Annotated in this window: 18 protein-coding genes and 1 pseudogene; 8 read left to right on the top strand and 11 right to left on the bottom strand. The window is 75.3% G+C overall.

Translation table 11 applies throughout. The features are described from left to right. Positions 1 to 5: 5 nt before the first annotated feature. Positions 6 to 1094 carry a WD40/YVTN/BNR-like repeat-containing protein gene (locus ACIHEJ_RS05965; RefSeq protein ID WP_400132408.1) on the bottom strand — a complete coding sequence of 363 codons (1089 nt, stop codon included), beginning with the start codon at positions 1092 to 1094 and terminating at the stop codon, positions 6 to 8. A gap of 272 nt (positions 1095 to 1366) precedes the next feature. Here ACIHEJ_RS05965 and ACIHEJ_RS05960 point away from each other — a divergent pair, with 272 nt between their 5' ends. After that, positions 1367 to 1954, top strand: a complete 588-nt coding sequence (locus ACIHEJ_RS05960; RefSeq protein ID WP_400132407.1) for a hypothetical protein — start codon at positions 1367 to 1369, stop codon at positions 1952 to 1954. Between the two features lie 212 nt (positions 1955 to 2166). On the opposite strand, the gene ACIHEJ_RS05955 is transcribed toward ACIHEJ_RS05960, so the two are convergent. Both ACIHEJ_RS05955 and ACIHEJ_RS05950 read right to left on the bottom strand, forming a co-directional pair. Further along, complete coding sequence (locus tag ACIHEJ_RS05955) at positions 2167 to 4149, bottom strand: HEAT repeat domain-containing protein (RefSeq protein ID WP_400132406.1); 1983 nt, start codon at positions 4147 to 4149, stop codon at positions 2167 to 2169. Positions 4150 to 4294: 145 nt separating this feature from the next. Further along, positions 4295 to 5950: a DNA alkylation response protein gene (locus tag ACIHEJ_RS05950; RefSeq protein ID WP_400132405.1), complete on the bottom strand. Its 1656-nt coding sequence runs from the start codon at positions 5948 to 5950 to the stop codon at positions 4295 to 4297. A gap of 71 nt (positions 5951 to 6021) precedes the next feature. Here ACIHEJ_RS05950 and ACIHEJ_RS05945 point away from each other — a divergent pair, with 71 nt between their 5' ends. The 3 genes from ACIHEJ_RS05945 to ACIHEJ_RS05935 all read left to right on the top strand — a co-directional run bounded on the left by ACIHEJ_RS05945 (position 6022) and on the right by ACIHEJ_RS05935 (position 11808). After that, on the top strand, positions 6022 to 6801 hold the full coding sequence (locus tag ACIHEJ_RS05945; protein WP_400132404.1) for a PaaX family transcriptional regulator C-terminal domain-containing protein: 780 nt from the start codon (positions 6022 to 6024) through the stop codon (positions 6799 to 6801). A gap of 232 nt (positions 6802 to 7033) precedes the next feature. Continuing rightward, positions 7034 to 7504 carry a hypothetical protein gene (locus ACIHEJ_RS05940; RefSeq protein WP_400132403.1) on the top strand — a complete coding sequence of 157 codons (471 nt, stop codon included), beginning with the start codon at positions 7034 to 7036 and terminating at the stop codon, positions 7502 to 7504. Positions 7505 to 7512: 8 nt separating this feature from the next. Further along, the gene (locus ACIHEJ_RS05935) at positions 7513 to 11808 is read left to right on the top strand and encodes an HAD-IC family P-type ATPase (protein WP_400132402.1); all 4296 of its coding nucleotides are present in this window, start codon (positions 7513 to 7515) and stop codon (positions 11806 to 11808) included. A 43-nt stretch (positions 11809 to 11851) separates the two neighbouring features. Here the strand turns inward: ACIHEJ_RS05935 and ACIHEJ_RS05930 are convergent, their stop codons facing one another. Next, positions 11852 to 12931 carry an NADH:flavin oxidoreductase/NADH oxidase gene (locus ACIHEJ_RS05930; protein WP_400132401.1) on the bottom strand — a complete coding sequence of 360 codons (1080 nt, stop codon included), beginning with the start codon at positions 12929 to 12931 and terminating at the stop codon, positions 11852 to 11854. Between the two features lie 89 nt (positions 12932 to 13020). On the opposite strand from ACIHEJ_RS05930, the gene ACIHEJ_RS05925 reads away from it, so the two are divergent. Next, positions 13021 to 13419: an ArsR/SmtB family transcription factor gene (locus tag ACIHEJ_RS05925; protein WP_400132400.1), complete on the top strand. Its 399-nt coding sequence runs from the start codon at positions 13021 to 13023 to the stop codon at positions 13417 to 13419. 39 nt (positions 13420 to 13458) lie between these two features. Here the strand turns inward: ACIHEJ_RS05925 and ACIHEJ_RS05920 are convergent, their stop codons facing one another. Further along, on the bottom strand, positions 13459 to 14814 hold the full coding sequence (locus tag ACIHEJ_RS05920) for an FAD-dependent oxidoreductase (RefSeq protein ID WP_400132399.1): 1356 nt from the start codon (positions 14812 to 14814) through the stop codon (positions 13459 to 13461). A 200-nt stretch (positions 14815 to 15014) separates the two neighbouring features. Between ACIHEJ_RS05920 and ACIHEJ_RS05915 the strand changes: the two genes are divergently transcribed. Together ACIHEJ_RS05915 and ACIHEJ_RS05910 are read left to right on the top strand one after the other, a co-directional pair. Next, complete coding sequence (locus tag ACIHEJ_RS05915) at positions 15015 to 15443, top strand: DUF6214 family protein (protein ID WP_400132862.1); 429 nt, start codon at positions 15015 to 15017, stop codon at positions 15441 to 15443. Positions 15444 to 15470: 27 nt separating this feature from the next. Further along, a pseudogene (locus tag ACIHEJ_RS05910) lies at positions 15471 to 15767 on the top strand (DUF6214 family protein); the annotation flags it as partial. Positions 15768 to 15805: 38 nt separating this feature from the next. Here the strand turns inward: ACIHEJ_RS05910 and ACIHEJ_RS05905 are convergent. From ACIHEJ_RS05905 to ACIHEJ_RS05880, 6 genes are all read right to left on the bottom strand, one after another. Then, positions 15806 to 16474, bottom strand: coding sequence for a TetR/AcrR family transcriptional regulator (locus ACIHEJ_RS05905; protein WP_400132398.1), 669 nt, complete (start codon positions 16472 to 16474; stop codon positions 15806 to 15808). Between the two features lie 147 nt (positions 16475 to 16621). Next, positions 16622 to 17674, bottom strand: a complete 1053-nt coding sequence (locus ACIHEJ_RS05900; protein WP_400132397.1) for an alpha/beta hydrolase family protein — start codon at positions 17672 to 17674, stop codon at positions 16622 to 16624. A gap of 85 nt (positions 17675 to 17759) precedes the next feature. Next, positions 17760 to 18449, bottom strand: coding sequence for an HAD family hydrolase (locus ACIHEJ_RS05895; RefSeq protein WP_400132396.1), 690 nt, complete (start codon positions 18447 to 18449; stop codon positions 17760 to 17762). A 36-nt stretch (positions 18450 to 18485) separates the two neighbouring features. Beyond that, complete coding sequence (locus ACIHEJ_RS05890; RefSeq protein WP_400132395.1) at positions 18486 to 19154, bottom strand: phosphatase PAP2 family protein; 669 nt, start codon at positions 19152 to 19154, stop codon at positions 18486 to 18488. Positions 19155 to 19238: 84 nt separating this feature from the next. Beyond that, complete coding sequence (locus tag ACIHEJ_RS05885) at positions 19239 to 20174, bottom strand: M56 family metallopeptidase (RefSeq protein WP_400132394.1); 936 nt, start codon at positions 20172 to 20174, stop codon at positions 19239 to 19241. Positions 20175 to 20285: 111 nt separating this feature from the next. Further along, a complete protein-coding gene (locus tag ACIHEJ_RS05880) occupies positions 20286 to 20837 on the bottom strand; it encodes a DUF5134 domain-containing protein (RefSeq protein WP_400132393.1) in 552 nt (183 codons plus the stop codon). Between the two features lie 207 nt (positions 20838 to 21044). On the opposite strand from ACIHEJ_RS05880, the gene ACIHEJ_RS05875 reads away from it, so the two are divergent. After that, complete coding sequence (locus tag ACIHEJ_RS05875) at positions 21045 to 22709, top strand: FUSC family protein (RefSeq protein WP_400132392.1); 1665 nt, start codon at positions 21045 to 21047, stop codon at positions 22707 to 22709. Positions 22710 to 22970: the final 261 nt, after the last annotated feature.

Below are 22970 nucleotides of genomic sequence, written 5' to 3'. Positions count from 1 at the left end.
GCGTCTCAGCCGATCACCGCCGCCCGCACGCACAGCACGTCCGGCAGATGCCCGGCCAGCTGCTGCCAGCTGTCGCCGTCGTCGGCCGAGGCGAACACCTCGCCGTTGCGGTTGCCGAAGTACACGCCCGCCGGGTCGGTGTCGTCGGTGCACAGCGCGTCCCGCAGCACCGTGCCGTAGTGGTCCTCGTCCGGCAGCCCCTTGGCCAGCGGCTCCCAGGTGCGCCCCGCGTCCGCCGTGCGGAAGACCCGGCAGCGGTGCTCGGCCGGCACCCGGTCCGCGTCGGCGTTGATAGGGAAGACGTACGCCGTCTCGCCCCGGTGCGGATGGGCGGCCACCGCGAAGCCGAACGTCGACGGCAGGCCCTCGCCGATGTCGGTCCAGTGCGCGCCCGCGTCGTCGCTGCGGTACACGCCCCAGTGGTTCTGCAGGTACAGCCGGTCCGGGTCGTCGGCGTCCCTGGCGACCTTGTGCACGCACTGGCCGAACTCGGGGTCCGGATCCGGCAGGAACACCGCGGACACACCGGAGTTGGACGGCGCCCAGCTCGCGCCGCCGTCGGTGGTGCGGAACACCCCGGCCGTCGACACCGCCACGGTCACCGACTTGGGGTCGCGCGCGTCGGTGAGCACGGTGTGCAGGCCCTCACCGCCGCCGCCCGGCACCCACCGCGACCGGGTCGGGTGCTCCCACAGCGGCCGGACCAGCTCGAAGCTCTCGCCGCGGTCCTCCGAGCGGTACAGCGCGGCCGGCTCCGTGCCCGCGTAGACCACGTCCGGCTCGGCGGCGGCCGGGTGCAGCTGCCAAACGCGCTCCAGCGAAGCGCCGGTGTCCTTCGGGAACTTGACGGCGGGCCGGGCCGGCTCGGTCCACGACCGGCCCAGGTCGTCGGAGTGGAACACGGAGGGCCCCCAGTGCGCGCTGTCGCCGCCCGCCAGCAGCCGCGGCCGGTCGCCCCGGGTGTCGATCGCGACCGAGTACACCGCCTGCGCGTTGAAATACGGGCTCGCGTCGAACTCCCAGCTGCCTCCGCCTCGCCGCCGCCCGATGAACAGGCCTTTGCGGGTGCCCACCGCGAGCAGTACGTCGGCCATGCCGATCACCTCCGGGACGCCTTTGTCCACGTAGTCGTCAGATATCGGCCAGTCTGCACCCGAGCACTGACAATCGGCCCCGGAGCGGACTTTCCCGCAGGTCATGGCTGTGTCGTGGGAGTGTGACGAAGATCGGCCGGTTCCGTTCCTGCATGTGCCTGCGCGAACGGGGTGTCTCGTGCGACCGTCGGAGAGACGGCTCGTCGTGAGCATCGGAGCGGTCTCCCGCGTATGGGAGGGCGGTCCGGCCGGTCGGTGCGCTCGTGAGGAGGATGCCTTTGAAGGCGTTCCGTGGTCCGAAGGTGTGGCTGTGGCGCTGGCGGCGCAACCCGCTCAGACGCAGGGCCGACGTGGTGGAGGCCTGGGTGGTGCTCGGCGCCTGGCTGTTGACCGTCCTGGTCGGAGTGGCGACCGGCCTGGTGGCGGCCCGGTCGGTGGAGGACGGACTGGCCCGTGAGCGCGCCACCTGGCGCCCCGCCGTGGCGCACGTCGTGCAGCGGGCACCGGGCAGGTCCTCCGCGAGTCACGCCTCCGGTGGCGAGCGGGTATGGACGAAGGTGCGCTGGACGGTGACCGACGGCTCGGCCCACACCGGGCGGGTCCGGGTGGAGCCCGGCAGCAGGGCGGGCACCCCGGTGACCGTCTGGACCGACCCGCAAGGTCATCTCGTCAGCCGCCCCACCTCCGCCACCGAGGCCGCCTTCCGGGGCGATCTGATCGGCATCCTGGTGGGCGTGAGCGCCGCGGCCGTCCCTCTCGTCGGCGGGCTGGCCCTGCGCGGCCGACTGGAGCGCCGCCGCATGGCGGCCTGGGACACGGAGTGGGCCCGGCTCGGACCACAGTGGGGGCGGATGGTCTGACCTGCGCCACCCGCCTCCTGTCCGTGTGACCTCCCGGGCGCCATCCCACCCGGGTGCGTGACCTTCGCCGGGGCCTGTTCGGCTACCCGGTCCGCGCGCCCGGCGCGTCCCCGCCCGGTCCGCCCGCGGCCGTCCGCAGCCGTCCGCGGGTCTACCGGCCCCGCCCGGCGGTGCCCGTCCGGGCGGGACCGGCGGTGACGCGACGGCGCCCTCTACAACCCCGCCAGCACCTCCCCGCACGCCCTCGACAGCGCCTCGTCCTCCGGGATGTCACGGCTGCCGTACCCGCCTTCGCGGGCCGTGTGGCGGCGGACGGCGGACCGTTCCCCCGCGACCAGGTCCCGCAGCGGGGCGGCGGCGGAACCCATCGTGGTGAGGCAGCGGGCGACCGGGCCCCGGGTGCGCGGGTCCTCGGTCCAGGCGGCGCGGAACACGGGAAGGACCGGCTCCGGGTCGGCGCCGACGCGCCACAGCGCGCACGCGGCCGACGCCCGCTCGAGCGCCGGTCCCGAGCGTGCCGCCTCGCCCAGTTCCGGCAGGGCGGGGACCGCGGCCGGGCCCAGCCTGCCCAGCTGCCGGCCGGCGAGGCGGCGGCCCGCCGGGTCACCGTGTCTCAACTCCCGCAGCAGCACCGGGAGTACGGCGGCGGTGTCCCCGTCCACCGACCACAGTGCGCCCGCCGCGGCGGCTGCGTGCCGGGTCCGCAGCAGCGCGCGCAGCGGCCGTACCGCGTGCCCGGCCGCGCCACACGCCTCCAGTGTGTCGATCGCCAGGCCCACGATCGCGTCCCGTGCCCCGAGACCGTCGGGGGCGCCGGACAGCAGCCGCAGCACCTCCGGTGCGGCCTCCCGGTCCCCGACGGCTCCGAGCGCCGACAGCAGCGGGGCGGCCTGCCGGGCGGCCGTGGGGGAGTCCAACGGGATCCGGCCGAGCCGGTGTCGTAGCGCGGGGGCGAGCGGGGCCGCGGCCGGGCCCAGGTGCGCGATGTCGAACCCCAGGCCGTCGGGCGCCGCCGGGCCGGCCAGGAGCCGGGCCATGGCCGGAACCGCGCGCGGATCGCCGGTCCTGGCCAGCGCCCTGAGCGGGCCGCCGAGGGTGGGGGAGCCGTGCTCCCAGCGGTGCGTCCACAGGTCGGGGCGGGCGGCCACCAGCGCGTGCAGGTCGTCGGCGGCGGGCGCGGCCAGGGCGAACAGCTCCGACAGGACCGAGAGCGCCGCCTCCCGTAACCAGTCCTGTTCCGCGTGCAGTTGGCGGCCGAGCAGGCCGACCGGGCCGGTGAAGTCGCCGCGCCAGCCGCGGAACAGACCGGCCGACATCCACACCGCGTTGCACCGGTCGACCGGGTCGGGGCTGCTCAACTGCCCGGTGAGCAGGGCGATCCGGTCCTGCACGCGGTCGCCGAGCGCGGTGTGCAGGGTGCGCAGCAGCTGGGAGCCCTCCTCGTCGGAGGGGCGCAGGCGTCGTATCCGCTGCACCAGCGTGTCCGCGCCGGACGGCTCGGGGACGCGCGCCCGGTGCGCGGACCGCTCCCGGAGCAGCCGGACCGCCGTCGGCACGAGGTCGGCTGGGGGCCGGGCGGGCGCGCCGAGCGCGAGCTGCCCCAGCGCGGCGAGCCGCAGCCCGGGCGCGGCCGGCGGCACGCTGTGCTCGGCCAGGAGGGCCACCGCTGCCTCGGCGTGCCCGGGACACCGGCGGGCGAACAGGCCGAGCGCCTCCGTGAGGGCGCGCAGGACGCGGTCGTCCCGTTCGGCCCGCAACCACCGGCGCAGCAGGTCCAGCACTCGCGGCGGCTCGTCCAGGAACCGCACCACGGCTGCGGCCGCCGCCCGCCGCACCGCCGGGTCCGGGTCCCCGGCGAGGGCGACGAAGACCTCGCCACCCGCGCTCACCGCTTCCCAGGCACGCGGGTCCCCGTCCGTGCTCTCCGCTCCGATGCTGACCAGCAGCTCCACGATGCAGGCCCGGTCCGGCACCTGTTCGCGGGCCGCGAGCGACAACAGGAAGGGGACGCAGGCCAGCGTCGCGTCGTACACCCTGCCCTGGTGGTGCACGGCGCCGTACATCCCGTCGAGCGCGGTCGCCCGCTCGGCGGTGTCCGCGGACGCCAGTGCCCGCAGCCATCCCGGCACGTCCTCCGCGGTGCCGTACGCGTGCCGCATCGAGGCCCAGTCGACCTCGTCGATCCCCGTGAACACGTTGTCCTCCCCGGGCGAGTGCCACCTGATCGCGAGTGTGCACCACGGCACTGACAACGGTCCGGAGCCGGGCGCTGACTGTGTGCGATCCGTCGGCTGTCACCGGCCACCGGCGGGCGGCACGCGCACGCGTGCGGGAAGGGGATCAGTTCAGGCCGGGCAGCGACCGCTCCAGGATCGTCTCGAGGTCGGTCCCGGCGGGCAGCGTGCCGAAGGCGTGCCCCCAGTCGCCGCCCAGCCGGGTCGCGCAGAAGGCGTCCGCGACCGGGTGCGGGGCGTGCCGGACCAGCAGCGCGGCCTGGAGGGCGAGCGCCATCCGCTCGACCAGGCGGCGGGCGCCCATCTGATCGGTTCCGGCCAACTGCTCCTTCAGCGCGGACACGGTCGCGTCCAGCCGGGCGTCGGCCCCGCGCGCGAGGGCTAGTTCGGCGAACAGGGCCTCGGCGCTGTCCGGTTCGCGGCCCAGGGCACGCAGCACGTCGAGCGCGTTGACGTTCCCCGACCCCTCCCAGATCGACAGCAGCGGAGCCTCCCGGTAGTGCCGGGGCATGCCGGACTCCTCGACGTAGCCGTTGCCGCCCAGGCACTCCAGGGCCTCCGCGGTGAACGCCGGGCCCCGCTTGGTGACCCAGTACTTGCCGACCGCGGTGGCGATCCGGCGGAACGCCCGCTCCCCGGCATCCCCGCGCACCGCCCGGTCCGCCGCGCCGGCCAGCCGCAGCGTCAGTGTCGTCGCCGCCTCCGACTCCAGCGCGAGATCGGCCAGGACGTTGCGCATCAGCGGCTGGTCGATCAGCCGGGCGCCGAACGCGCTGCGGTGGCGCGCGTGGTGTCCCGCCTCGACGAGTGTCTTGCGCATCAGGGTCGCCGAGGACATCACGCAGTCCAGCCGGGTGCAGTTGACCATCTCGATGATGGTCTTCACACCCCGCCCCTCCGGCCCCACGAGCCAGGCCACGGTTTGGTCGAACTCCGGCTCGGAGGAGGCGTTGGAACGGTTGCCGAGCTTGTCCTTGAGCCGCTGGATGCGGAAGGTGTTGCGGCTGCCGTCGGGCAGGATCCGCGGCACCAGGAAGCACGACAGCCCGCCCGGAGCCTGCGCGAGCACCAGGAAGACGTCGCACATCGGCGCCGACGTGAACCACTTGTGCCCGCGCAGCGTGTACACGCCGGGCTCGCCGGTGGGCGTGGCCGTGGTGGTGTTCGTCCGGACGTCCGAGCCGCCCTGCTTCTCGGTCATGCCCATACCGGCGAGCAGCCCCGGCTTCTCGGTCGGCACGCGCAGGCGTGGGTCGTACTCCCGGCTGGTGAGCAACGGTTCGTAGACCTTGGCGAGGTCCGGCTGGGCGCGCAGCGCGGGAACGGCGGCGTACGTCATCGACGTCGGGCAGCCGTGCCCCGCCTCCGTGTGCCCCCACACCAACCCGCCCGCGGTGCGGGCCACATGGGCGCCCGGCCGCTCGTCCGCCCACGGGGCTCCGGCCAGACCCTCGGCGACCGCGGTGCGCATCAGGTGGTGCCAGCTGGGGTGGAACTCCACCTCGTCGATCCGGTGGCCGTAGCGGTCGTGGGTGCGCAGTTCCGGCTCGTGCCGGTTCGCCTGCTCACCCCACTCCTGTGCCTCCGCGCTGCCGGCCCGCACCCCCAGCCGCCGGATGTCGTCCTCGGCCCAGTCGGCGCCCTCCCGGCGCAGCCCCTCGAGCAGGGCCTGGTCGTCGGAGGCGTCGTAGGGGGCCGGAGGCGGGGGCTGGTTGGTGACGTCGTGAGTGGTGAGCTGCGGCAGTTCCGGTGTCGAGGCCATGCCGTCATGTTGCACTCTTCCTACGACCGTAGCAATACTGCAACACGAGCTTCGACGTACAGTACGTGCCCATGCGGACGAAGGTGACGGTCGAGGCGGGCGAGGCGGGCCTGCGGCCGTTGTCCGCGCGCTCGGTGGTCCTGAGCCTGCTCCTCGGCGCGCATCCGCCCGAGCTGCCGGTGAGGGACCTGGTCGTACTGGTGGAGCCCTTCGGGATCGGCGGCTCCACGCTGCGGGCCGCGCTCAGCCGGATGGTGGCCGCAGGTGACCTCAGGCGCACGGACGCCGTGTACGGCCTCAGTGACCGGCTGCTCGCCCGCCGGCGCCGGCAGGACGAGGCGCTGCACCCGCGCACGCGCGCGTGGGACGGCGACTGGGAGATGGTGGTGATCACGGCGACCGGTCGCGGTCCCGCCGAACGCGCCGACCTGCGCGGCCGGTTGACCGCCCTGCGCCTGGCCGAACTGCGCGAGGGTGTGTGGCTGCGCCCGGCCAACCTCGACCGCACCCTGCCCCACGGTCTCCGTGAGGTGGCCGTCACCTGCGTCGCCCGTCCGGACGAGCCGGCGCACGACCTGGTCGCCCGGCTCTGGCCGCTCGACGCCTGGGCGGCCGGCGCCCGGTCCTTGCTCACCCGTGCGAGTGGGGCACACCACCCGGCCGACCGTCTCACCGTCTACGCGGCCGCCGTACGCCACCTTCTCGCCGACCCCGTCCTGCCCCCGGCCCTCCTGCCCCCCGGCTGGCCCGGGGACACCCTGCGCCGGGCGTACGCCGAGTACCGCCAGGAACTGGCCGCGTCGTCGGGCCTGGATGACGGCCGGGACGGGGGACGGCCGAGCGGGCCGTGAAGCCCTCCGGGGGTAAGCGCTTTCTTGTCAACGCCTCGCGTACGGCTGTTTTCGGACAGGGTGCGCTGGTGTGTGCGGGGCCCGCGTGGTGCGGGTGCGTGGTGCGGGTGGCGCGGACGCGGTCTCCGGCGTTCCCTGGGAAGAGGTGGCATCCCTGGGAAAACGGGGGGATGACCAGCGGGATCGCGGGCACTCGGGGGCCACGGAAGGCGGAACTCACCCGAGGAGAGTCATGGCTGAGCGGAAGTCGTCGTCGGCCCTCACGGCGCCCGTGCGCGGCGCGGCCTCGGTCCTGCGCAAGGTGCCCGGTGCCGGAATGGTGGGCAGGGCCGCGGAGGAAACACTGGACAAGGTCGGCGCGGTGTCGCCGCGCGGCCGGCGCATGGCGGTGTACGCCGGTGCCGGGCTGCTCGGCGCCGCGGGCGTCGTGGAGTGGCCGGTGGCCGTCACCGGCGCGGCCGTGGCCTGGCTCACCCAGCCCAAGCCCGGCCGGAAAGGACACGTCGCGGGGCAGGAGCCCGCGCCCGACCTGGGCACCGCCGCGCTGAGGTCCGGCAGTGGTGAGGCGCCCGGCGTCAGGGGCGCCCACGGTGCCGGGAAGTCGGCGCATGCCGAGGCCGCCGAAGGAGCCGGGGCGGCACCGCCCAGGACGGCCGGCGGGCCGCTCGGCCCCACCGCGCGGCCCGACCGCACGACGCTCTGAGGAGGGCCATGGTGCTCGGTCTGCTGACGGCGCCCGCGGCCACCGCCGCACGCCTGCTGCCCGCGGTCCCGCGGTTGCTCGCCCGGGCGGCGGCACCGGCGGTCGGGGCGGCCGCCGGTGCCGCCGCGGGGACGGCGCGCGCCGGGGTGCGCAGCGCGGACGCCGCCGGACGGGTGGCCCGGGTCGCACGCAACGCGCTGCCCGGCACCGGTGGCCACTGGCGTTCCGGCGCCCGCGTGCACCTGGCCCTGCGCCCGGTGGAGCACGAGCTGGTGCAGCGTGCGGGAGGCACCGCTCATCTGGGGCGACGGGTGGCCGAGGCGCTGGCCGAGCGGCCCGACGTACTGTTCGCGTACTGGGACGAGGGACTCGCGCGTCTGGTGGTGACCGCCACCGAGGAGGAGGCCACCGACCAGGTCGTGGAGCACGCCGCAGACCTGGCCGAGCGGCACGGGCTGGCCCTCTCCGGCGCCGACGTGGAGGAGATCACCCACCCGGCCGACCCGGCCGGGGTGCGGGCCGCGGCGGCCACGCTCGCGGTCGACGTGGTGGGCATCGGCGCCGGGCTCGCCGCGTACACCCTGCGGCTGCCGCCCTCGCCCCGCGTGGTGACCGCGGCGGCGACCCTTCTGCGGGAGAACCCGCGCTTTCGCGCCTGGCTGCGCGAGCGGCTGGGCCGCACCCGGATGGATCTGCTGCTCGCCTCCGCCAACGCCGCCGTCCACGCCGCCGGCCAGACCCCCACCTCCCTCATACTCGACGGCACCCTGCGGGCCTGCCAGGTGTACGAGACCGTGGCCCGCGCCACCGCCTTCGACCGGGTGCACGACCAGCTGTGCGCACCGGGCCGGCTCAGCCTTGCCGGGGAAGGCGCCCCGCGTCCACCGCTGCGGGTCTCCCCGGCGCAGGAGTACGCCGCCCACGCCTCCACCGGCAGTGTGCTGGGCGCGGCGGCCACCCTGCTCGTCAAGCACGACGGTGCCGAGGCGGCGGAGGCGGTGCTCGCCGGCTCGCCCAAGGCCGCCCGCTACGGCCCCGCTGCCTTCCACGCCCTCCTCAGCGGCGCCCTGGCCCGCACCGGCGTGCTGGTGCGCGACCCCGAGCGGCTGCGCGAGCTGGAGATGGCCGGCACGGTCGTCCTGCACCCCAGCGCGCTGCGCACCGACGACGGCGAGGCGGACCCCTGGGCCGAGCCGGTCCTGGACGCCGCCCGCCGGGCCGGGCTGCGCGTGGTCGTCGTGGACGACCCGGCCCTGGAGGACTTCACCGGTCTCGCCGACCAGGTCGTGGACGCCCGCCGGCCGCTGGACGACGTGGTGTGCGAGGCAGGTGGCGACGCGGGTGCGGTGCTCACGGTCGCCCGGGTGTGCGCGGCCGACGAACACGACGTACTGGCCGCGCTGCGCGCCACCGACATCGCCGTCGCCCTCACGGATCGGGACGGCGCGGTCGTCTGGGGCGCGGACATCCTGGCCGTACACGGCCTGCCCGACGTGTGGCGGGTGCTGACCGCCATCCGGGCCGCTCGCGGGGTCGGGCGGCGCGCCCAGACCCTGGCCCGTTCCGGTGCCGCGCTGTCCGGGCTGCTGGTGGCCGTCGGCGAGTCGAAGGGCGGACGCGGGCGGCTCGCCGTGCTGCCGGGTTTCCGGCACGCACCCGTCGACGCCGCCGCCGCCTCCGCCCTGATCTCCGGGGCGCGGGCCGCGTTCCGTGTGGCGACGGCCCGGGCCCCGCACCCGCATCCGCGCGTGCACTGGCACGAGCTGGATCCCGACGAGGCCCGGGACCGGCTGGAGCACCGGCCGGCCGCCGAGCACACCCGGTTCGAGGAGCTGACCGCCCGCGTGCGCGAAGCGGCCAGGGGCGTCACCAAGCACCCGGCCGTCGCCCCGGCGCGCTGGTCCTACCGGCTCGGCCGGGCCGTCCGCGGAGAACTCCACGACCCGCTCACCCCCGTCCTCGTGGTGGGATCGGCGGCCTCGGCCATCCTCGGCTCCGTCGTGGACGCCCTGCTGGTCGTCGGCGCCCTCGATCTCAACGCCCTGGTGGGCGGCATCCAGCGGCTGCGCGCCGAACGGGCGCTGTCCGGGCTGGTCGCGGAGCAGAAGCAGAAGGCGCGGGTCGTGCCACCGCGGGACGAGGCCCCGGCCGGCGGCACCTGCACCGTGGAAGCGGGCAAGCTGGAGCCCGGGGACGTGATCCAGCTGAAGGCCGACGACGTCGTGCCCGCCGACGGCCGCCTGTTGTGGCAGGACGGTCTCGAGGTGGACGAGTCGGCGCTGACCGGTGAGTCGCTGCCCGTGGAGAAGCAGACGGACCCCACCCCGCACGCCGCGGTCGCCGACCGGAGCTGCATGGTCTTCGAGGGCACGACCGTGGTGGCGGGCGAGGCGCGGGCCATCGTGGTGGACACCGGCGAGCACACGGAGGCCGCCCGCGCCGTCCATCTCGCCGCCCGCACGCCCCCGGCCGGCGGGGTTCAGGCCCGGCTGCAGGAACTCACCCGCAAGGCACTGCCGTTGACACTGGCGGGCGGTGCCGCGGTGACCGGTCTCGCGCTGGTGCGCGGCACCCCGATCCGGGAGGCGGTCGGCGGCGGTGTGGCGGTGGCCGTGGCGGCCGTACCCGAGGGCCTGCCGCTGGTGGCGACGGTCGCCCAGCTGGCGGCGGCCCGGCGGCTGAGCCGTGACGGCGTCCTCGTGCGCACCCCGCGCACGCTCGAGGCGCTGGGCCGCATGGACACCATCTGCTTCGACAAGACCGGCACCCTCACCGAGAACCGGCTGCGGCTGGTGCGCACCTCGGACGCCGGGGGAACGGTCCGCGCGGTGGACGACGCCGGGTCCGCCGACACCATCCGGGCCGCCGCGCGCGCCTGCCCGCGGCTGAACGGCGACTCCGACCGGCCGGTGCACGCCACCGACGAGGCCGTGCTGGCCGCGGCGGGCCCCGACCCGGAGTGGACGGAGGTCGCGGACCTGCCCTTCGAAGCCGCACGCGGGTACGCCGCCGCCGTCGGCCGCAGCGGCGACGGACCGGTGGTCCTGGTGGTCAAAGGTGCCCCGGAGACCGTGCTGCCCGCCTGCACCGATCTCCCCGAGCACGCCGCCGAGGCGGCGCACTCGCTCGCCGGGGACGGTCTGCGGGTCCTGGCGGTTGCCGAACGGCGGCTAGGCGCGGGCGAGAAGGAGTCCGACGTGCTCGAACAGCCGCTGGAGGGGCTGGAGTTCACCGGTCTGCTGGCACTGTCCGACGTACCGCGCGAGACCTCCACGGCACTGGTGAACGGCCTGAACCAGGCCGGTGTGCGGCCGGTCATGCTCACCGGCGACCACCCGCAGACCGCGCGGGCCATCGCCGCCGACCTCGGCTGGCCCGAGGACACCGTGGTGGTCACCGGGGACGAGCTGGCGGCGGCCGACCGGGCGGCCCGGGCCCGGATGCTGCGCGACGCGGGCGTGGTGGCCCGTGTGGCGCCCGAGCAGAAACTGCAGGTCGTGGAGGCGCTGCGGGACGCGGGCCGGGTGGTCGGCATGGTCGGCGACGGCGCCAACGACGCCGCGGCCATCCGCGCCGCCGACATCGGCGTCGGCATCAACGCGCGGGGCTCGGCCGCCGCGCGCAACGCCGCCGACATCGTCCTCACCGACGACGACCTGACGGTCCTGATCGACGCGGTCGGCGAGGGCCGCGCGCTGTGGCACAGCGTCGCCGACGCCATCGCCATCCTGATCGGCGGCAACGCCGGCGAGGTCGGCTTCGGCATCCTGGGCACGCTGCTGTCCGGACGGGCGCCGCTGTCCACCCGGCAGATGCTGATGGTGAACCTGTTCACCGACCTGTTCCCGTCGATGGCGGTGGCGGTGACCGAGAAGGAGGGCGAGGCGGACCTCACCAACGTGGAGGAGGCCGCCGGGGTGCTGGGCGAGCCCCTGCTGCGGCAGATCCGGCACCGGGCCCTCACCACCTGCCTCGGCGCGGTGACGGCCTGGCTGATCGGCCGGTTCACGCCGGGCACCGCCCGCCGCTCCAGCACGATGGCCCTGTGCGGCGTGGTCGGGACCCAGCTGGTGCAGACCTTCCTCGACCGGCGCGACAGCCGACTGGTGCAGCTCACCTCGCTGGGCTCCGCCGTCGCGCTGGTCGCCGTCGTCCAGACCCCCGGTGTCAGCCGAGCCTTCGGGTGCACCCCGCTCGGGCCGGTCGCCTGGGCCGGGGTCGTGGCCGCGATCGCGCTGGCGCTGGCGGGACAGCGGACGCTGCCCCGCCTGGAGGAGACGGTCCGGCGACTGCTGCCGGCCTGAGCCCCGGAACCGACCGGTGGCCGGCGGCCGTTCGGCCCGGTCCTCAGACCGACCGGTGGTACTGGTCCGGCACCCGCACCGCGCCGCCCAGTTCCCGGGCCGCCTGCCGCGCCCAGGACGGGCTGCGCAGCAGCTCCCGGCCCAGCAGCACGGCGTCGGCCTCGCCGTTGGCGATGATCTTCTGGGCCTGCTCGGCCTCGGTGATCAGGCCGACGGCGGCGACCGGCAGCGGGGTCCCCGCCTTCACCCGGGCGGCGAACGGGACCTGGTAGCCCGGCCCCGTCGGAATGGTCGCGCCCGAGGCGTTGCCGCCGGTGGAGACGTCGAGCAGGTCGACACCGTGGGCGTGCAGGTCGCCGGCGAAGCGGACGGTGTCGTCCGCGGTCCAGCCGCCGTCCTGGAGCCAGTCGGTGGCCGAGATCCGGAAGAACACCGGCTTGTCCTCGGGCCACACCGCCCGTACGGCGTCGACGACCTCGAGGGCGAACCGGGTCCGGTTCTCGTACGAGCCGCCGTAGTCGTCGGTGCGGTGGTTGGAGTGCGGGGAGAGGAACTCGTTGACCAGGTAGCCGTGGGCGCCGTGGATCTCGGCGACCTCGAAGCCGGCGGCGAGTGCGCGGCGGGCCGCGGCGGCGAACTGACCGACGATCTCGGAGATCCGCTCCACGGTCAGCTCGGTGGGCACCGGGTGACGTTCGTCGAAGGGTACGGCGCTCGGCGCGACCGGCTGCCAGCCGTGCGCCTCCGGGCCGATCGGTGCGCCACCCTTCCACGGCTGGTCGGTCGAGGCCTTGCGTCCGCCGTGCGCGAGCTGGATCCCGGGCACCGTGCCCTGGGAGGAGAGGAAACCGGTGATCCGGCGGAAGGCCTCCACCTGGGTGTCGTTCCACAGGCCGAGGTCGTAGGGGGAGATCCGCCCCTCGGGCGAGACCGCGGTGGCCTCGACGACGATCAGGCCGGTGCCTCCGGCGGCGCGCGCCGCGTAGTGCGCGAAGTGCCAGTCGGCCGGGGCGCCGGCGAGCGGGCCCTCGGGTGCGGCCGAGTACTGGCACATCGGGGCCATCCACACCCGGTTCGGGATGGTCAGTTCACGCAGTGTGATGCTCTCGAAGAGCGCGCTCACGACGGACTCCGTTCGTCAGGGACCGCAGACAGGCTCGTACGATAACCCTCGTATTACGATGGATGTCAAACTACGATGACTCTCGTACAATGCTCGCACCCGAGAGACTCCCCGACGAAGGGCCAGCCGCAGTGACCGACACCCCCACCGCCGGGCGTGCCCTGCCCCACCCGGAGCGGGAGGAGATCCGGCTGGAGGGCGTGCTGCACGCGCTCTCCGACCCGATGCGCCTGCGGATCGTCCGCGAAATGGCCGACGGGGAAGGGGAGTTGTCCTGCTCGTACTTCGACCTGCCGGTGACCAAGTCCACCACCACGCACCACTTCCGGGTGCTGCGCGAGAGCGGGGTCATCCGACAGGTCTACCGGGGCACGGCGAAGATGAACGCCCTGCGCCGGGACGATCTGGACGACCTCTTCCCGGGCCTCCTCGACAGCCTCCTCGCCGCCGTGGACCGGCAGGCCGGCCGACTCGGCGACCACATCTGACGTACGCCCCTCACGCCGACCGCGTCCGGGGTGCGGCCGTCACGCCGAGCGGGCCGCCGCGAGCAGCGCGTCCCAGTCGGCGAGCTTGACCACGCCCCTACCGAGCCTCGCCCCCAGCTCGGCCTCGGCCCGTTCGATCGCCAGCCAGCCGCCCCAGGGCACCGGCTCGATGCCGGCCGCGCGCAGGGCCGGGACCGGATCCGCCGGTACGTCCCTGGTCGTGAGCGCGGGAGCGTCCGCGAGCAGCGAGGTCACCGTCTCCTTGGCGCAGGGCCGGTTGGTGCCGATGACCCCCGTCGGACCGCGCTTGATCCATCCGGCGACGTACTCGCCGGGCGAGGGTGCACCGCCCCGGACGATCCGCCCTTCCGTGTGCGGCACCGTGCCGGCCGCCGCGTCGAACGGCAGCCCGTCCAACGGCACCCCGCGATAGCCCACCGAGCGCAGCACCAGCTGTGCGGACACCTCCTCGTACCGGCCCGTGCCCCGCACACCACCGTGTCCGTCCGGCACCGTACGTTCGAAGCGCACGGCACCCACCCGTCCGCCGCCCGTCGGCGCGGTGTCGTCACCGGCGAGCAGTTCCACCGGGCGCAGGAAGAACCGCAGGCTCACCCGCCGGTCGGCCTTCGCGGAGGGCCGGTCGGCCCAGGCGCGCAGCACCTCGACATTGCGCCGCTGCACGGCGGGCAGCGCGCCGGACTCGATGGCGTCCAGTGCGAGCTCGGCGGGGTCCACGACGACGTCGGTGCCGGGAAGTGCGCCCAGCTCGCGCAGCTCCTTGGTGGTGAAGCGGGCCTGTGCCGGGCCGCGCCGGCCCACCATGTGCACGTCGGCGATACCGCTCGCCGAGAGGGTGTCCAGCGCCGCCTGCGGGATGTCCGTCGGGCGCAGTTCGGCGGCGCCCCGGACGAGCATCCGCGTGACGTCGACCGCCACGTTGCCGACCCCGATCACCACCACCGAGCGCACCCCGCGCAGAAAGCCCGCGTCGGCCGCGTCGGGGTGCGCGCTGTACCAGGACACGAACTCGGTCGCCGACCAGCTGCCCGGCAGATCCTCTCCCGGGATGCCGAGCCGGCGATCGCCGGCGGCGCCCACGCAGTACACGACCGCGTGGTACAGCTCCCGCAGCCGCTCCACCGGCAGCCCGCCCGGCCCGCCCACCAGGATTCCGCCGAGGAACCGCACCCGCTCGTGCTCCAGCACCGTGCGGAGACTGCCCTGGAGCGACTTGATCTTCTCGTGGTCGGGGGCGACGCCGTAGCGCACCAGCCCGTACGGGCACGGCAGCCGGTCCAGGACGTCCACGCACACCCCGGGATCCCGCTGGACCAGGCTCTGCGCGGTGTAACACCCGCTGGGCCCGGATCCGACGACGGCGACACGCAACACAGCGGTACCCCTTGCCCGAGGAGGTGGCGTGCGGACCCTTCCAGCATGGCACCGCCCGGGGCGCGACGGCAGAGGCCGGAGGGGTGAGTCCGGTGCGTGTCCCTCCGTATGGAGGGTGACCGCGCGACTACGTTCCGCGTGTGCTGAAAGCATCGTTTCTCGGACTTTCCGGGCGAATTGCGGAGGACGGCGCGGTGTCCGTGCGGCCCGCGTGGCAGGTGCGGGAGCATGCCGGCGTCACGTCCTGGTACCAGGTGCGGCTGGCCTTCCCCGACGGCGCCCGGGTCGACGCCCTGGCCGTGGTGAGCGGGGGAGGCGTGTCCATCGAGGACGTCCAGGCCCAGCCCGCCCTGTCCCTCGCGGACCTGGCGGCGCTGGCGGACTGGATCCAGGGGCCGCTGTCCGAGGCGTGCGGGGTGCGGACCGAGGGCGCGGGCGAAAGGTGCCCCGGGGGCGGGCGCGAGGGACGCCCCGAGGGCGCGGACGAGAGGTGCTCCGAGGCGAGCGGGCCGGCTCCGGAGGTGGTCGGCGAGGAAGGTCCGTACGCCGGCGCGCGGCCGTGCGGGGCGCGCGCCCCGCCCCCCCGGCCCCGCGGCCCCGCGGGGCGGCCCCCCCGCGCGCCGGCCTAACCGGCCGCCCCCGCGGGGGGCGCCGCCCCCCGGCGCGCGGCGGCGTGGGGCGCGGCGGGGCGGGGGCGGGCGCGGGTGGGGGGGGGCGGGGGGGGGGCGCCCGGGGGGGGGGGGGCGCCGGCCCCCCCCCCCCGGCCCGCCTGGCCGCGCGGCACGGAGGGCCGTCGCCGCGTCGCGCAGGAGTACCGTGCCGCCCAGGAGGGCGGCGCCGACCCGGTGCTCGCCGTGATGCGCGCGACCGGTCACAGCCGCCGCCGCTCTCTCAGGCTGATCGCCCGGGCCCGGGACGCGGGCTACCTGACTCCCCGTCACGCCCGCCGCTGATCGGGGCACTTGACGACCAGGAGTCCGCGGCCGGGACCTCAGGGACTGCTCGGCCGCTCCTCCGTGGCGAAGAACCGGGACAGGTCCTGCTCGCGCGCCCCCGCGCCGGTGCCGCTCTCCGGCGGTACGCCCAGCTCCCAGTCGAGCCCGTACCGCTGGAACAGTTCCGCCCGCAGCGCCGGAACGGGCATCGGCACCCCCGGCACCAGCGCCGAGTACACCGCGCCCATCAGCAACGCCCGCAGCATCGGATAGTCGGCCGAGACGTCGTGGGAGCCGTGCCGGGCGACGGTGTCGCCGAGCAGCTCCGACAGCCGCCGCTGCTCCGGGCACTGCACGAACCCCTCGGCCTGCAGCAGCCCGGCCATGTGCTGACGCATCAGCACGGGCCGGTCGCGCGCCAGTCCCAGGATCGCGTCGATGGCCCGCGCGAGGCGCTCCCGCCCGTCCTCGGTCCGCGGCTCGCTCTCCAGCGCCTCCTCCAGCGTGCGGTGCATCAGCCGGTGCACCGCCGACTGCACCAACTGGCGCTTGCCCGGGAAGTAGTACGACACCAGCCCGCGCGCCGAGCCGGCGCGGTCCGCGATGTCGCCGAGTGTCGTCGCCTCGAAACCGCGCTCGTCGACAAGTTCCACGGCGGCCTGCAGCAGCCGCTCCCGGGAACGCCGCCGCAACTCTTCGTTGACCGAGGCGCTGCGCGGGGACATCCTGAAACTCCTGCGTTGACTGGCTGCCAGCCAACTATACTCAACGCATCAGGCACCGCTGTGCGCGGGCCAGTTCAGGGCTGCCGTCCGTCTGGGGCGACGCGGGGGATCGTCTCAGACGGACGGTGCGGGGAAGCGAACGGCCGGTCAGAGCATCGAGGGGCGCCGCCACTGCCGTCCGAGGACATGGTGGTCGAGGAAGTTCAGGACCGTCTCGTACAGGAGCCGGATGTTGTTCGGCGCCTCGACGGTGTGGCCCTCGTCGGGGAAGTGCAGGAATTTCACCGGCACTCCGCACCGCCGCAGATCGCTGTGCAGGCTCAACGCCTGGCCCACGGCCACCCGGTGGTCCCTGCCGCCGTGCACGATCAGCATCGGCGTCTTCACCTGCTCGGCGTCGAGGTGCGGTGAGTCGGCCTCGTAGCGCTCCCGTTGCGTGCGCGGGTCGCCGAAGATCTTCCGGAAGTACGCGTGCATGTCCGAGGAGGTCTGCAGCGCCTCCAGGTTCCACGTCCCGGCCGCCGAGACGAGCGCCTGGAAGCGGTCGGTGCGGGTCGCCGCCCGGTTGACGAGGTAACCCCCGTAGGACCAGCCGGCGAGGGCCGTGCGGGACGTGTCGAGGTCGTCGCGTGCCAGTGCGGCGTCCGTCAGCGCGATGACGTCACGGTAGGGCTGACCGCCGTACTGCCCCCGGCCGCGCTCCTGCATCCGCTGTCCGTAACCGGTGGACAGGGCCGGGTCCGGGAGCAGCACTCCGTAGCCGCGCGCCACGAACGGCCAGGGGTTCCACGACCCCGTCCAGGCGCTCCAGGATCCCTGAGGGCCGCCGTGCGGAACCACGAGCAAGGGTGCAGGGCGCTCGGGCGAGGCACCCCCGGGCAGAGCGAGCCGGCCGTGCAGCGGGAAGCCGTCGTCCGCCTGGGCGTGCACCTCGGTCAGGCTGCCGGGAAGCGGTTCGAGTCCGCCGGGGGCCTCGAGGAAGGTGGGCTCTTGGTCGGGCGTGGCGGCCTCCAGCCGGACCACGCGGGGCGGGCTGTCGATCGCGCTGACCCGCGCAACGCGCCCGGTTCCCTTCTCGTCGACGGACTGCAAGGCCACGACCAGGCGCGTCCCGTCGGGAGCGAGCGCCAGGGCGGTCGGACGGGGGTGTGCGGCCAACAGGTCATGAAATACGGCGGCACCGTCGGGGTCCTGGCTCACGCCGGTCATCCTGCCTGGCCCGTCCGGTCCACGGGGGGGCCTCACCAGAACTCGATGCACCTGACCGCCGACGGAGTTCGGGCGGTCAGCCCATCAACTCCAGTACCGGCAGCAGTGCGTCGGTGCGCTGGGCCACCGGCAGGTGGTCCACGAAGTGCACCCGGCAGCCGAGCGCGGCGGCGCCGCCGTCCGCCGGTCTGCTGTCGCCGACCATCAGCGCCTGCCGGGGATCGACGTCCAGCGCCTCGCAGGCGGCCGAGAACAGCCTCGGGTCCGGCTTCTGCACACCGTGCTCGTACGACAGCACGTAGGCGTCCACATAGGTGTCGAGCCCGTGCTCGCGGAACACCGGCCGCAGATCCCAGCCGATGTTGCTGACCACACCGACGCCGATCCCGCGCTCGCGCAGCGTGCGCAGCACCTCGGCGGCGTCCGGGTACGGGGACCAGGCGGCCGGTGACTTGTGCCGCTCGTACAGTGCGTCGTGCAGCTCCGGGTCGGGCAGCGGCACCTGTCGCGACAGGCCTGTGTAGGCCGCCCGGTGCAGATCCGCGCTCTCGTCGCGCACCGCCCAGACGGCGGCGAGGTCTTCCGGCACCTGCACCGGCGACGCGCCGCCCGGCAGCGCACCGGCCGCCTCCAACGCCCGCGCCGCCTCCTTGAGTTCGGGCTCGGGCAGGTCCCGTCCGGTCGCCTCCAGCGTGGCACGCAGCCAGGACTCGGTGCTCTCGATGCGGAACAGCGTCCCGGAGAAGTCGAACAACACGGCAGCCATGCGCGCGACTCTACCCGGGCCGGAGCGAGGGACGCTCTACCCGCGGTCCGGGCGCAGCCCCTCGTGCACCACCACGGCAGACGCCACCAGCAGCGCCCCGAACAGCCAGCCGCCCAGCACGTCCGAGGGCCAGTGGACGCCCAGCCACACCCGGGTCACGCCCACGCCCAGCACCGAGACCACCGCCGCCGTCACGGCCGTACGCCACAGGACGCGGCCCGCGCCGAACCGGTGCAGCAGCCACAGCAGCAGGCCGCAGACCACCGTGGCCGTGACGGCGTGACCGGACGGGAAGGCTGCGTAGCGGGCCGAGTCCACCGGGTCGGGCCAGACCGGGCGAGGGCGGCCGACCGCCGCCTTCAGCGACTGCTGCACGGCCCAGGCCACGGCACAGGTGACCGCCAGCCACACCGCCGTCCACCAGGCCGAGTGCCGCCACACCAGCCACACGGCCGTGACCAGGCCCACCAGGCGCATGGTCAGCGGGTCCCACACCCAGTCCGTCAGCACCCGGAAGACATGCGTCAGCTCCGGGTCGCGGAGCGCCCAGCGGTGGGCCGTGCGGGCGATGCCGCCGTCCAGGGCGAGCAGGGGGTGCCAGCGGATCACGACGAGGATCAGCAGCAGCGCGCAACACGCGCCGAGAACGACGGCCATGAGGGCTGCGGTGCGGAGTGCCGGTGGTGCCGTGGGACTACGGTGCATGCCGTGATCCTCGTCGACGGAAGGGCTCTCGGCCACCGTCCGGCCGCCGAGGCCGGATCGGCCGGCCTGTCCCGGCGCAGCGGGTCAGCCCAGCGCGCGCAGCCCGGGGACCAGTGCCACCAGCACCGGGAGCACCGGCACCAGTGCTGCGGCCGCCGTCAGACGCAGCCGGCGCAGTGCGGGGAGCCGGTCCGGGGGAGTGAGCAGCCGGTGCACGCGCTGCGGCACAGCCGCCTGCGGGGTCGGACAGGGGCCGAACACCCCGCGGTCCTCGTTGAGTTCGACCAGGGCCAGCGCGGTCGTCAGACGGCCGAACCGCCGGGAGGCCGTGTCGTCCGCGGCCAGCTCGACCAGCCGGTGCATCTCGTCGCGGAACGCGGCGAACACCGGGATCTGCGGAAAGCCGCCCGCCAGCGCGGCCGAGCAGTGCAGCAGCCAGTCGTGCCGGGCCTGCGCGTGCCCCTGCTCATGGGCGAGCAATGCGTCCAGCTGACGGCCTTTCAGGCGCCGCAGCGCGGCCGTGGTGACGACCAGCCGGGGCACGGCACCGGGCAGCCACCAGGCGTCGGGGCGGTCGTCCTCCAGCACCACCCGCCGCCCGCTCGCCGGCTCCTCGCCCGGCAGCAGCGGGGCGCGCACGAGGAGTTCGGCCCGCCGGGCGCGCCGTCGCGCCCGGGCCCGTACGATCTCGCGCACCAGCATCGCGAGGCTCCACAGCCCGCCGAGGGCGAGCACCACGGCGGTGGGTGCGGCCCACGGACCGGCCGCGCCGAGCGCGTACGCGTCCACGACCGCGCGCGGAGCCGAGGCGAACACATGCCCGCGCACCGCCTGCCAGGCCGCCGCCGCGCTGAGCGTCATCGACAGCGCGCAGCACAGCAGCACGGCCGCCACGACGCACTGCCACGCCCAGAGGGCGACGACCGGTTCACGGTCCGGCCAGTCGGCCCGGGCGAGCAGCCGCGGAGCGACGACGGCGGTCAGGGCGCCGAGCAGCAGCAGGGTCACGGGGACCATCATGGTCAGCACCCTATGAGCGCAGGGCCGCCCACGGGTACGGTCCGCGGCAGCGAAGTGACGCAGACAACGCGTGCGGGCCACGGCCACGTGCGCGATCGGCGGCCCCCGGGCTCACATCGTCAGCAGCATGGCCACCATGCCGATGCCCATGGACAGCCGGCACGCCCGCGCCAGCTCCGGACGGTCGCCCCAGCGCGCGGGCCCGGCCCCGGCCCCCGCGACGGCGGCGGGCACCAGGCGGGCGCCCGACAGGAGCACGTACGCCGTGAAGTACAGCAGCAGGGCGCCGGTCACCAGGGGAACCCCGGAGCCGCCGTGCACGTGGTGCGCGGCGGGCGGCGTGGCGGCCATCGCCACCGACATGTAGACCATTGCGCCCGTGCCCACCAGATGGTGCAGATGGTGCGGGCCGCTGCGCGCCGCCCACAGCGCGCGCAGCGCCGCCGCGGCGAACACGGCCGCGTACACCGGCCACGCCCAGCTCGGCGGCGTGAACACCGCCGCCGGTACGGCCATCACGGCCATGCCGAAGCCCATCAGCGCCTCGCCGCCCGCGGCCCGGCGCTGTTCCTCGACGCCGCTGCGCAGGCGCAGCAGGCAGTAGGCCCCGGTCGCCGCGCACAGCGTGACCAGCAACCAGGCTGCCGACACCGGTCCGTGCACGCGCACCTCCCCGTTCGACGGTCGGTCGAGGAAAGCGATGCCCGCGGCAGACGGAGCGCACGCGAGCGCAAGGGTGTACACGGGGAGCATGCGGCGGAGCACAGTTGGTGCAGCGCACCCGACCGGCGCTCCGGAGGTTCTCCCCGGCGACGCACCGGTTGGCCTTGCAGATATTTCACTGGTAAAACACATGTTAAATTTGGAGGTATGAGCAGTGCGACCCCCCACCGACTTCCCCTCGCCGGAGTGCTCCGCCTCGGCCGGCCCTCCGACATCTGGTTCAAGCCCGCCCTGAGCGTCGTCGCCTCGGTCGCCCCGCCCAACCTGATCCTGGTGGGGCTCGGCCGCCTCGACCTGGCCATGTACACGATGGCGGGCTCCCTGTGCGCGCTCTACGGCCACAACCGGCCCTACGCCGCCCGAGCCCGCGTCCTGGCCCGGGTGGTCCTCGGCATGGTCGGCGGCCTCGCCGTCTCCCTGTTCGCGGCGGCGCTCACCACCGACGCCGTCGTGCTGGTCACCGTCGGTGCCGTCATGGCGGCCGTGCAGAAGGCGGTGTGCGACGCCACCCGGCTGGGGCCGCCCGGCAACGTCGTCCTCACCTTCATCAGCTCCGCCTCGCTGTTCGCACCCCAGACGCTCGGCCAGGTGCCGGCGCACATCGGGCTGGCCCTGGCGGCGGGTGCCTGGGCCTGGCTGGTCGGCATGGCGCCCGGACTGCTCCGCCCGTACGGCCCCGAGCGCCGCGCCACCGCCCAGGCGCTGAACGCCGCCGCCGCGTACGCCGACACCCGCGGCACCGCCGACGGCCACGCGCGGGCCCGCGGCGCGAGCGCCGCCGCCCTCCACGCCGCCTGGCAGTCACTGCTCGCCCCCGGCCTCCGGCCCGACCCCACCCGGCGCGCCCTGGAACAGCTCCTCGTCCGTGCCGAGGTCGCCCTCGCCGCACCGGCCGACACCGACCCGGCACGGCTGCGTGCCTGGGCCCGGGAACTGCGCGGCACCGGCCGGATACCGCGCGTGGAGCCGTCGCGCGAGTCGGCCGACGAACTCCTCGGCGTGGACGCCGAACTCGCGGTCGCGCGGCGGCCGCTCAGGCACCGGCTCGCCCCGCTCGTGCCGCTGGCCGCGCGCACCGCGACGGGCTGCGCCCTCGCCGGTTACGCCGCGCTCGCGCTGGGCGTCGGCCGCCCCTACTGGGCGCTGGTCACCGCCGCCTCCCTCTACCAGGCCAACGTCACCCTCACCTGGAACCGGGGCGTCCAGCGCGTCGTCGGCAACCTCGTCGGGGTGCTGTTCTTCGCCGCCCTCGCCCCGCTCGCCCATCTGCACCCCGTCGCGCTGGTGCTGTGCGCGGTCGCCCTCAACTTCGGCGCGGAGGCCCTGATCGGCCGCAACTACTGGCTGGGCACCGTCTGCGTCACGCCCATGGCCCTGCTCGTCACCGAGTTCGCCCGCAGCCAGGACCCCGGGCAGCTGATCACCGAGCGGGTCGCGGACACCCTCGTCGGCGCGCTGGTCGGCTTCGTCGCCGCGGTCGCCGTCACCAACCGGCGCGCGGGGGACCGCCTCGAGCAGGCCCTGAACACGGCGGAACGCGCCCGCGAGAGCGCCGCCCGGCTGCTGGCCGAGCCGCACCCGGCCCCCGGCGCTCTGGAGTCCGCCCGGCGCACCCTCGCCGCGGCCCTCGTCGACCTGCGCGCCACGGCCGACGCCGCCGCGGGCGAGTGGTGGCAGCGCGCCCTGCCCCAGGAGCGGGTCGTGCTCGCCGAACAGGCAGGACACCGTACGCTCGCGGCGGCGGTACGACGCCAGGGCCTCGTACCGCGGCACCAGGACCCGGGCAGGACGACGGAGGACATACGGCCATGACGCCGACGAACGGCACACCGGCGCCGACGGGCGGGGCGGACGACGCGCGCCGGGGGAGCGGAAGCGGCCGGACGGGCGCGCGGGCCGAGGCCCATGACAACGGGACCGACGCGCACCTGCGGGACGAGGGATCAGGGCGTGGGGCGTCCGCGCCGGGCCCGCGGTCGACGGACGCCGCGGACGGTCCCGACGCCCGCCTGCCGGGCGGTGAACCCGGGGACGGAGTGTCCGGGGCAGTCCTGGGCCCGGGACACGGAACCG

Source organism: Streptomyces sp. NPDC052301, assembly GCF_044593395.1.
GTDB lineage: Bacteria > Actinomycetota > Actinomycetes > Streptomycetales > Streptomycetaceae > Streptomyces.
This window is presented reverse-complemented; position numbering and strand designations above follow the sequence as displayed.

Bases quoted from the DNA above. Each gene is read 5' to 3' on its own strand.
- ACIHEJ_RS05960 (WP_400132407.1), top strand. From the start codon at position 1,367: ATGCCTTTGAAGGCGTTCCGTGGTCCGAAGGTGTGGCTGTGGCGCTGG.
- ACIHEJ_RS05950 (WP_400132405.1), bottom strand. From the start codon at position 5,950: ATGGCCTCGACACCGGAACTGCCGCAGCTCACCACTCACGACGTCACC.
- ACIHEJ_RS05890 (WP_400132395.1), bottom strand. From the start codon at position 19,154: ATGCACCGTAGTCCCACGGCACCACCGGCACTCCGCACCGCAGCCCTC.
- ACIHEJ_RS05885 (WP_400132394.1), bottom strand. From the start codon at position 20,174: ATGATGGTCCCCGTGACCCTGCTGCTGCTCGGCGCCCTGACCGCCGTC.
- ACIHEJ_RS05875 (WP_400132392.1), top strand. From the start codon at position 21,045: ATGAGCAGTGCGACCCCCCACCGACTTCCCCTCGCCGGAGTGCTCCGC.
- ACIHEJ_RS05945 (WP_400132404.1), top strand. From the start codon at position 6,022: ATGCGGACGAAGGTGACGGTCGAGGCGGGCGAGGCGGGCCTGCGGCCG.
- ACIHEJ_RS05965 (WP_400132408.1), bottom strand. From the start codon at position 1,094: ATGGCCGACGTACTGCTCGCGGTGGGCACCCGCAAAGGCCTGTTCATC.
- ACIHEJ_RS05925 (WP_400132400.1), top strand. From the start codon at position 13,021: ATGCTCGCACCCGAGAGACTCCCCGACGAAGGGCCAGCCGCAGTGACC.
- ACIHEJ_RS05935 (WP_400132402.1), top strand. From the start codon at position 7,513: ATGGTGCTCGGTCTGCTGACGGCGCCCGCGGCCACCGCCGCACGCCTG.
- ACIHEJ_RS05895 (WP_400132396.1), bottom strand. From the start codon at position 18,449: ATGGCTGCCGTGTTGTTCGACTTCTCCGGGACGCTGTTCCGCATCGAG.
- ACIHEJ_RS05905 (WP_400132398.1), bottom strand. From the start codon at position 16,474: ATGTCCCCGCGCAGCGCCTCGGTCAACGAAGAGTTGCGGCGGCGTTCC.
- ACIHEJ_RS05940 (WP_400132403.1), top strand. From the start codon at position 7,034: ATGGCTGAGCGGAAGTCGTCGTCGGCCCTCACGGCGCCCGTGCGCGGC.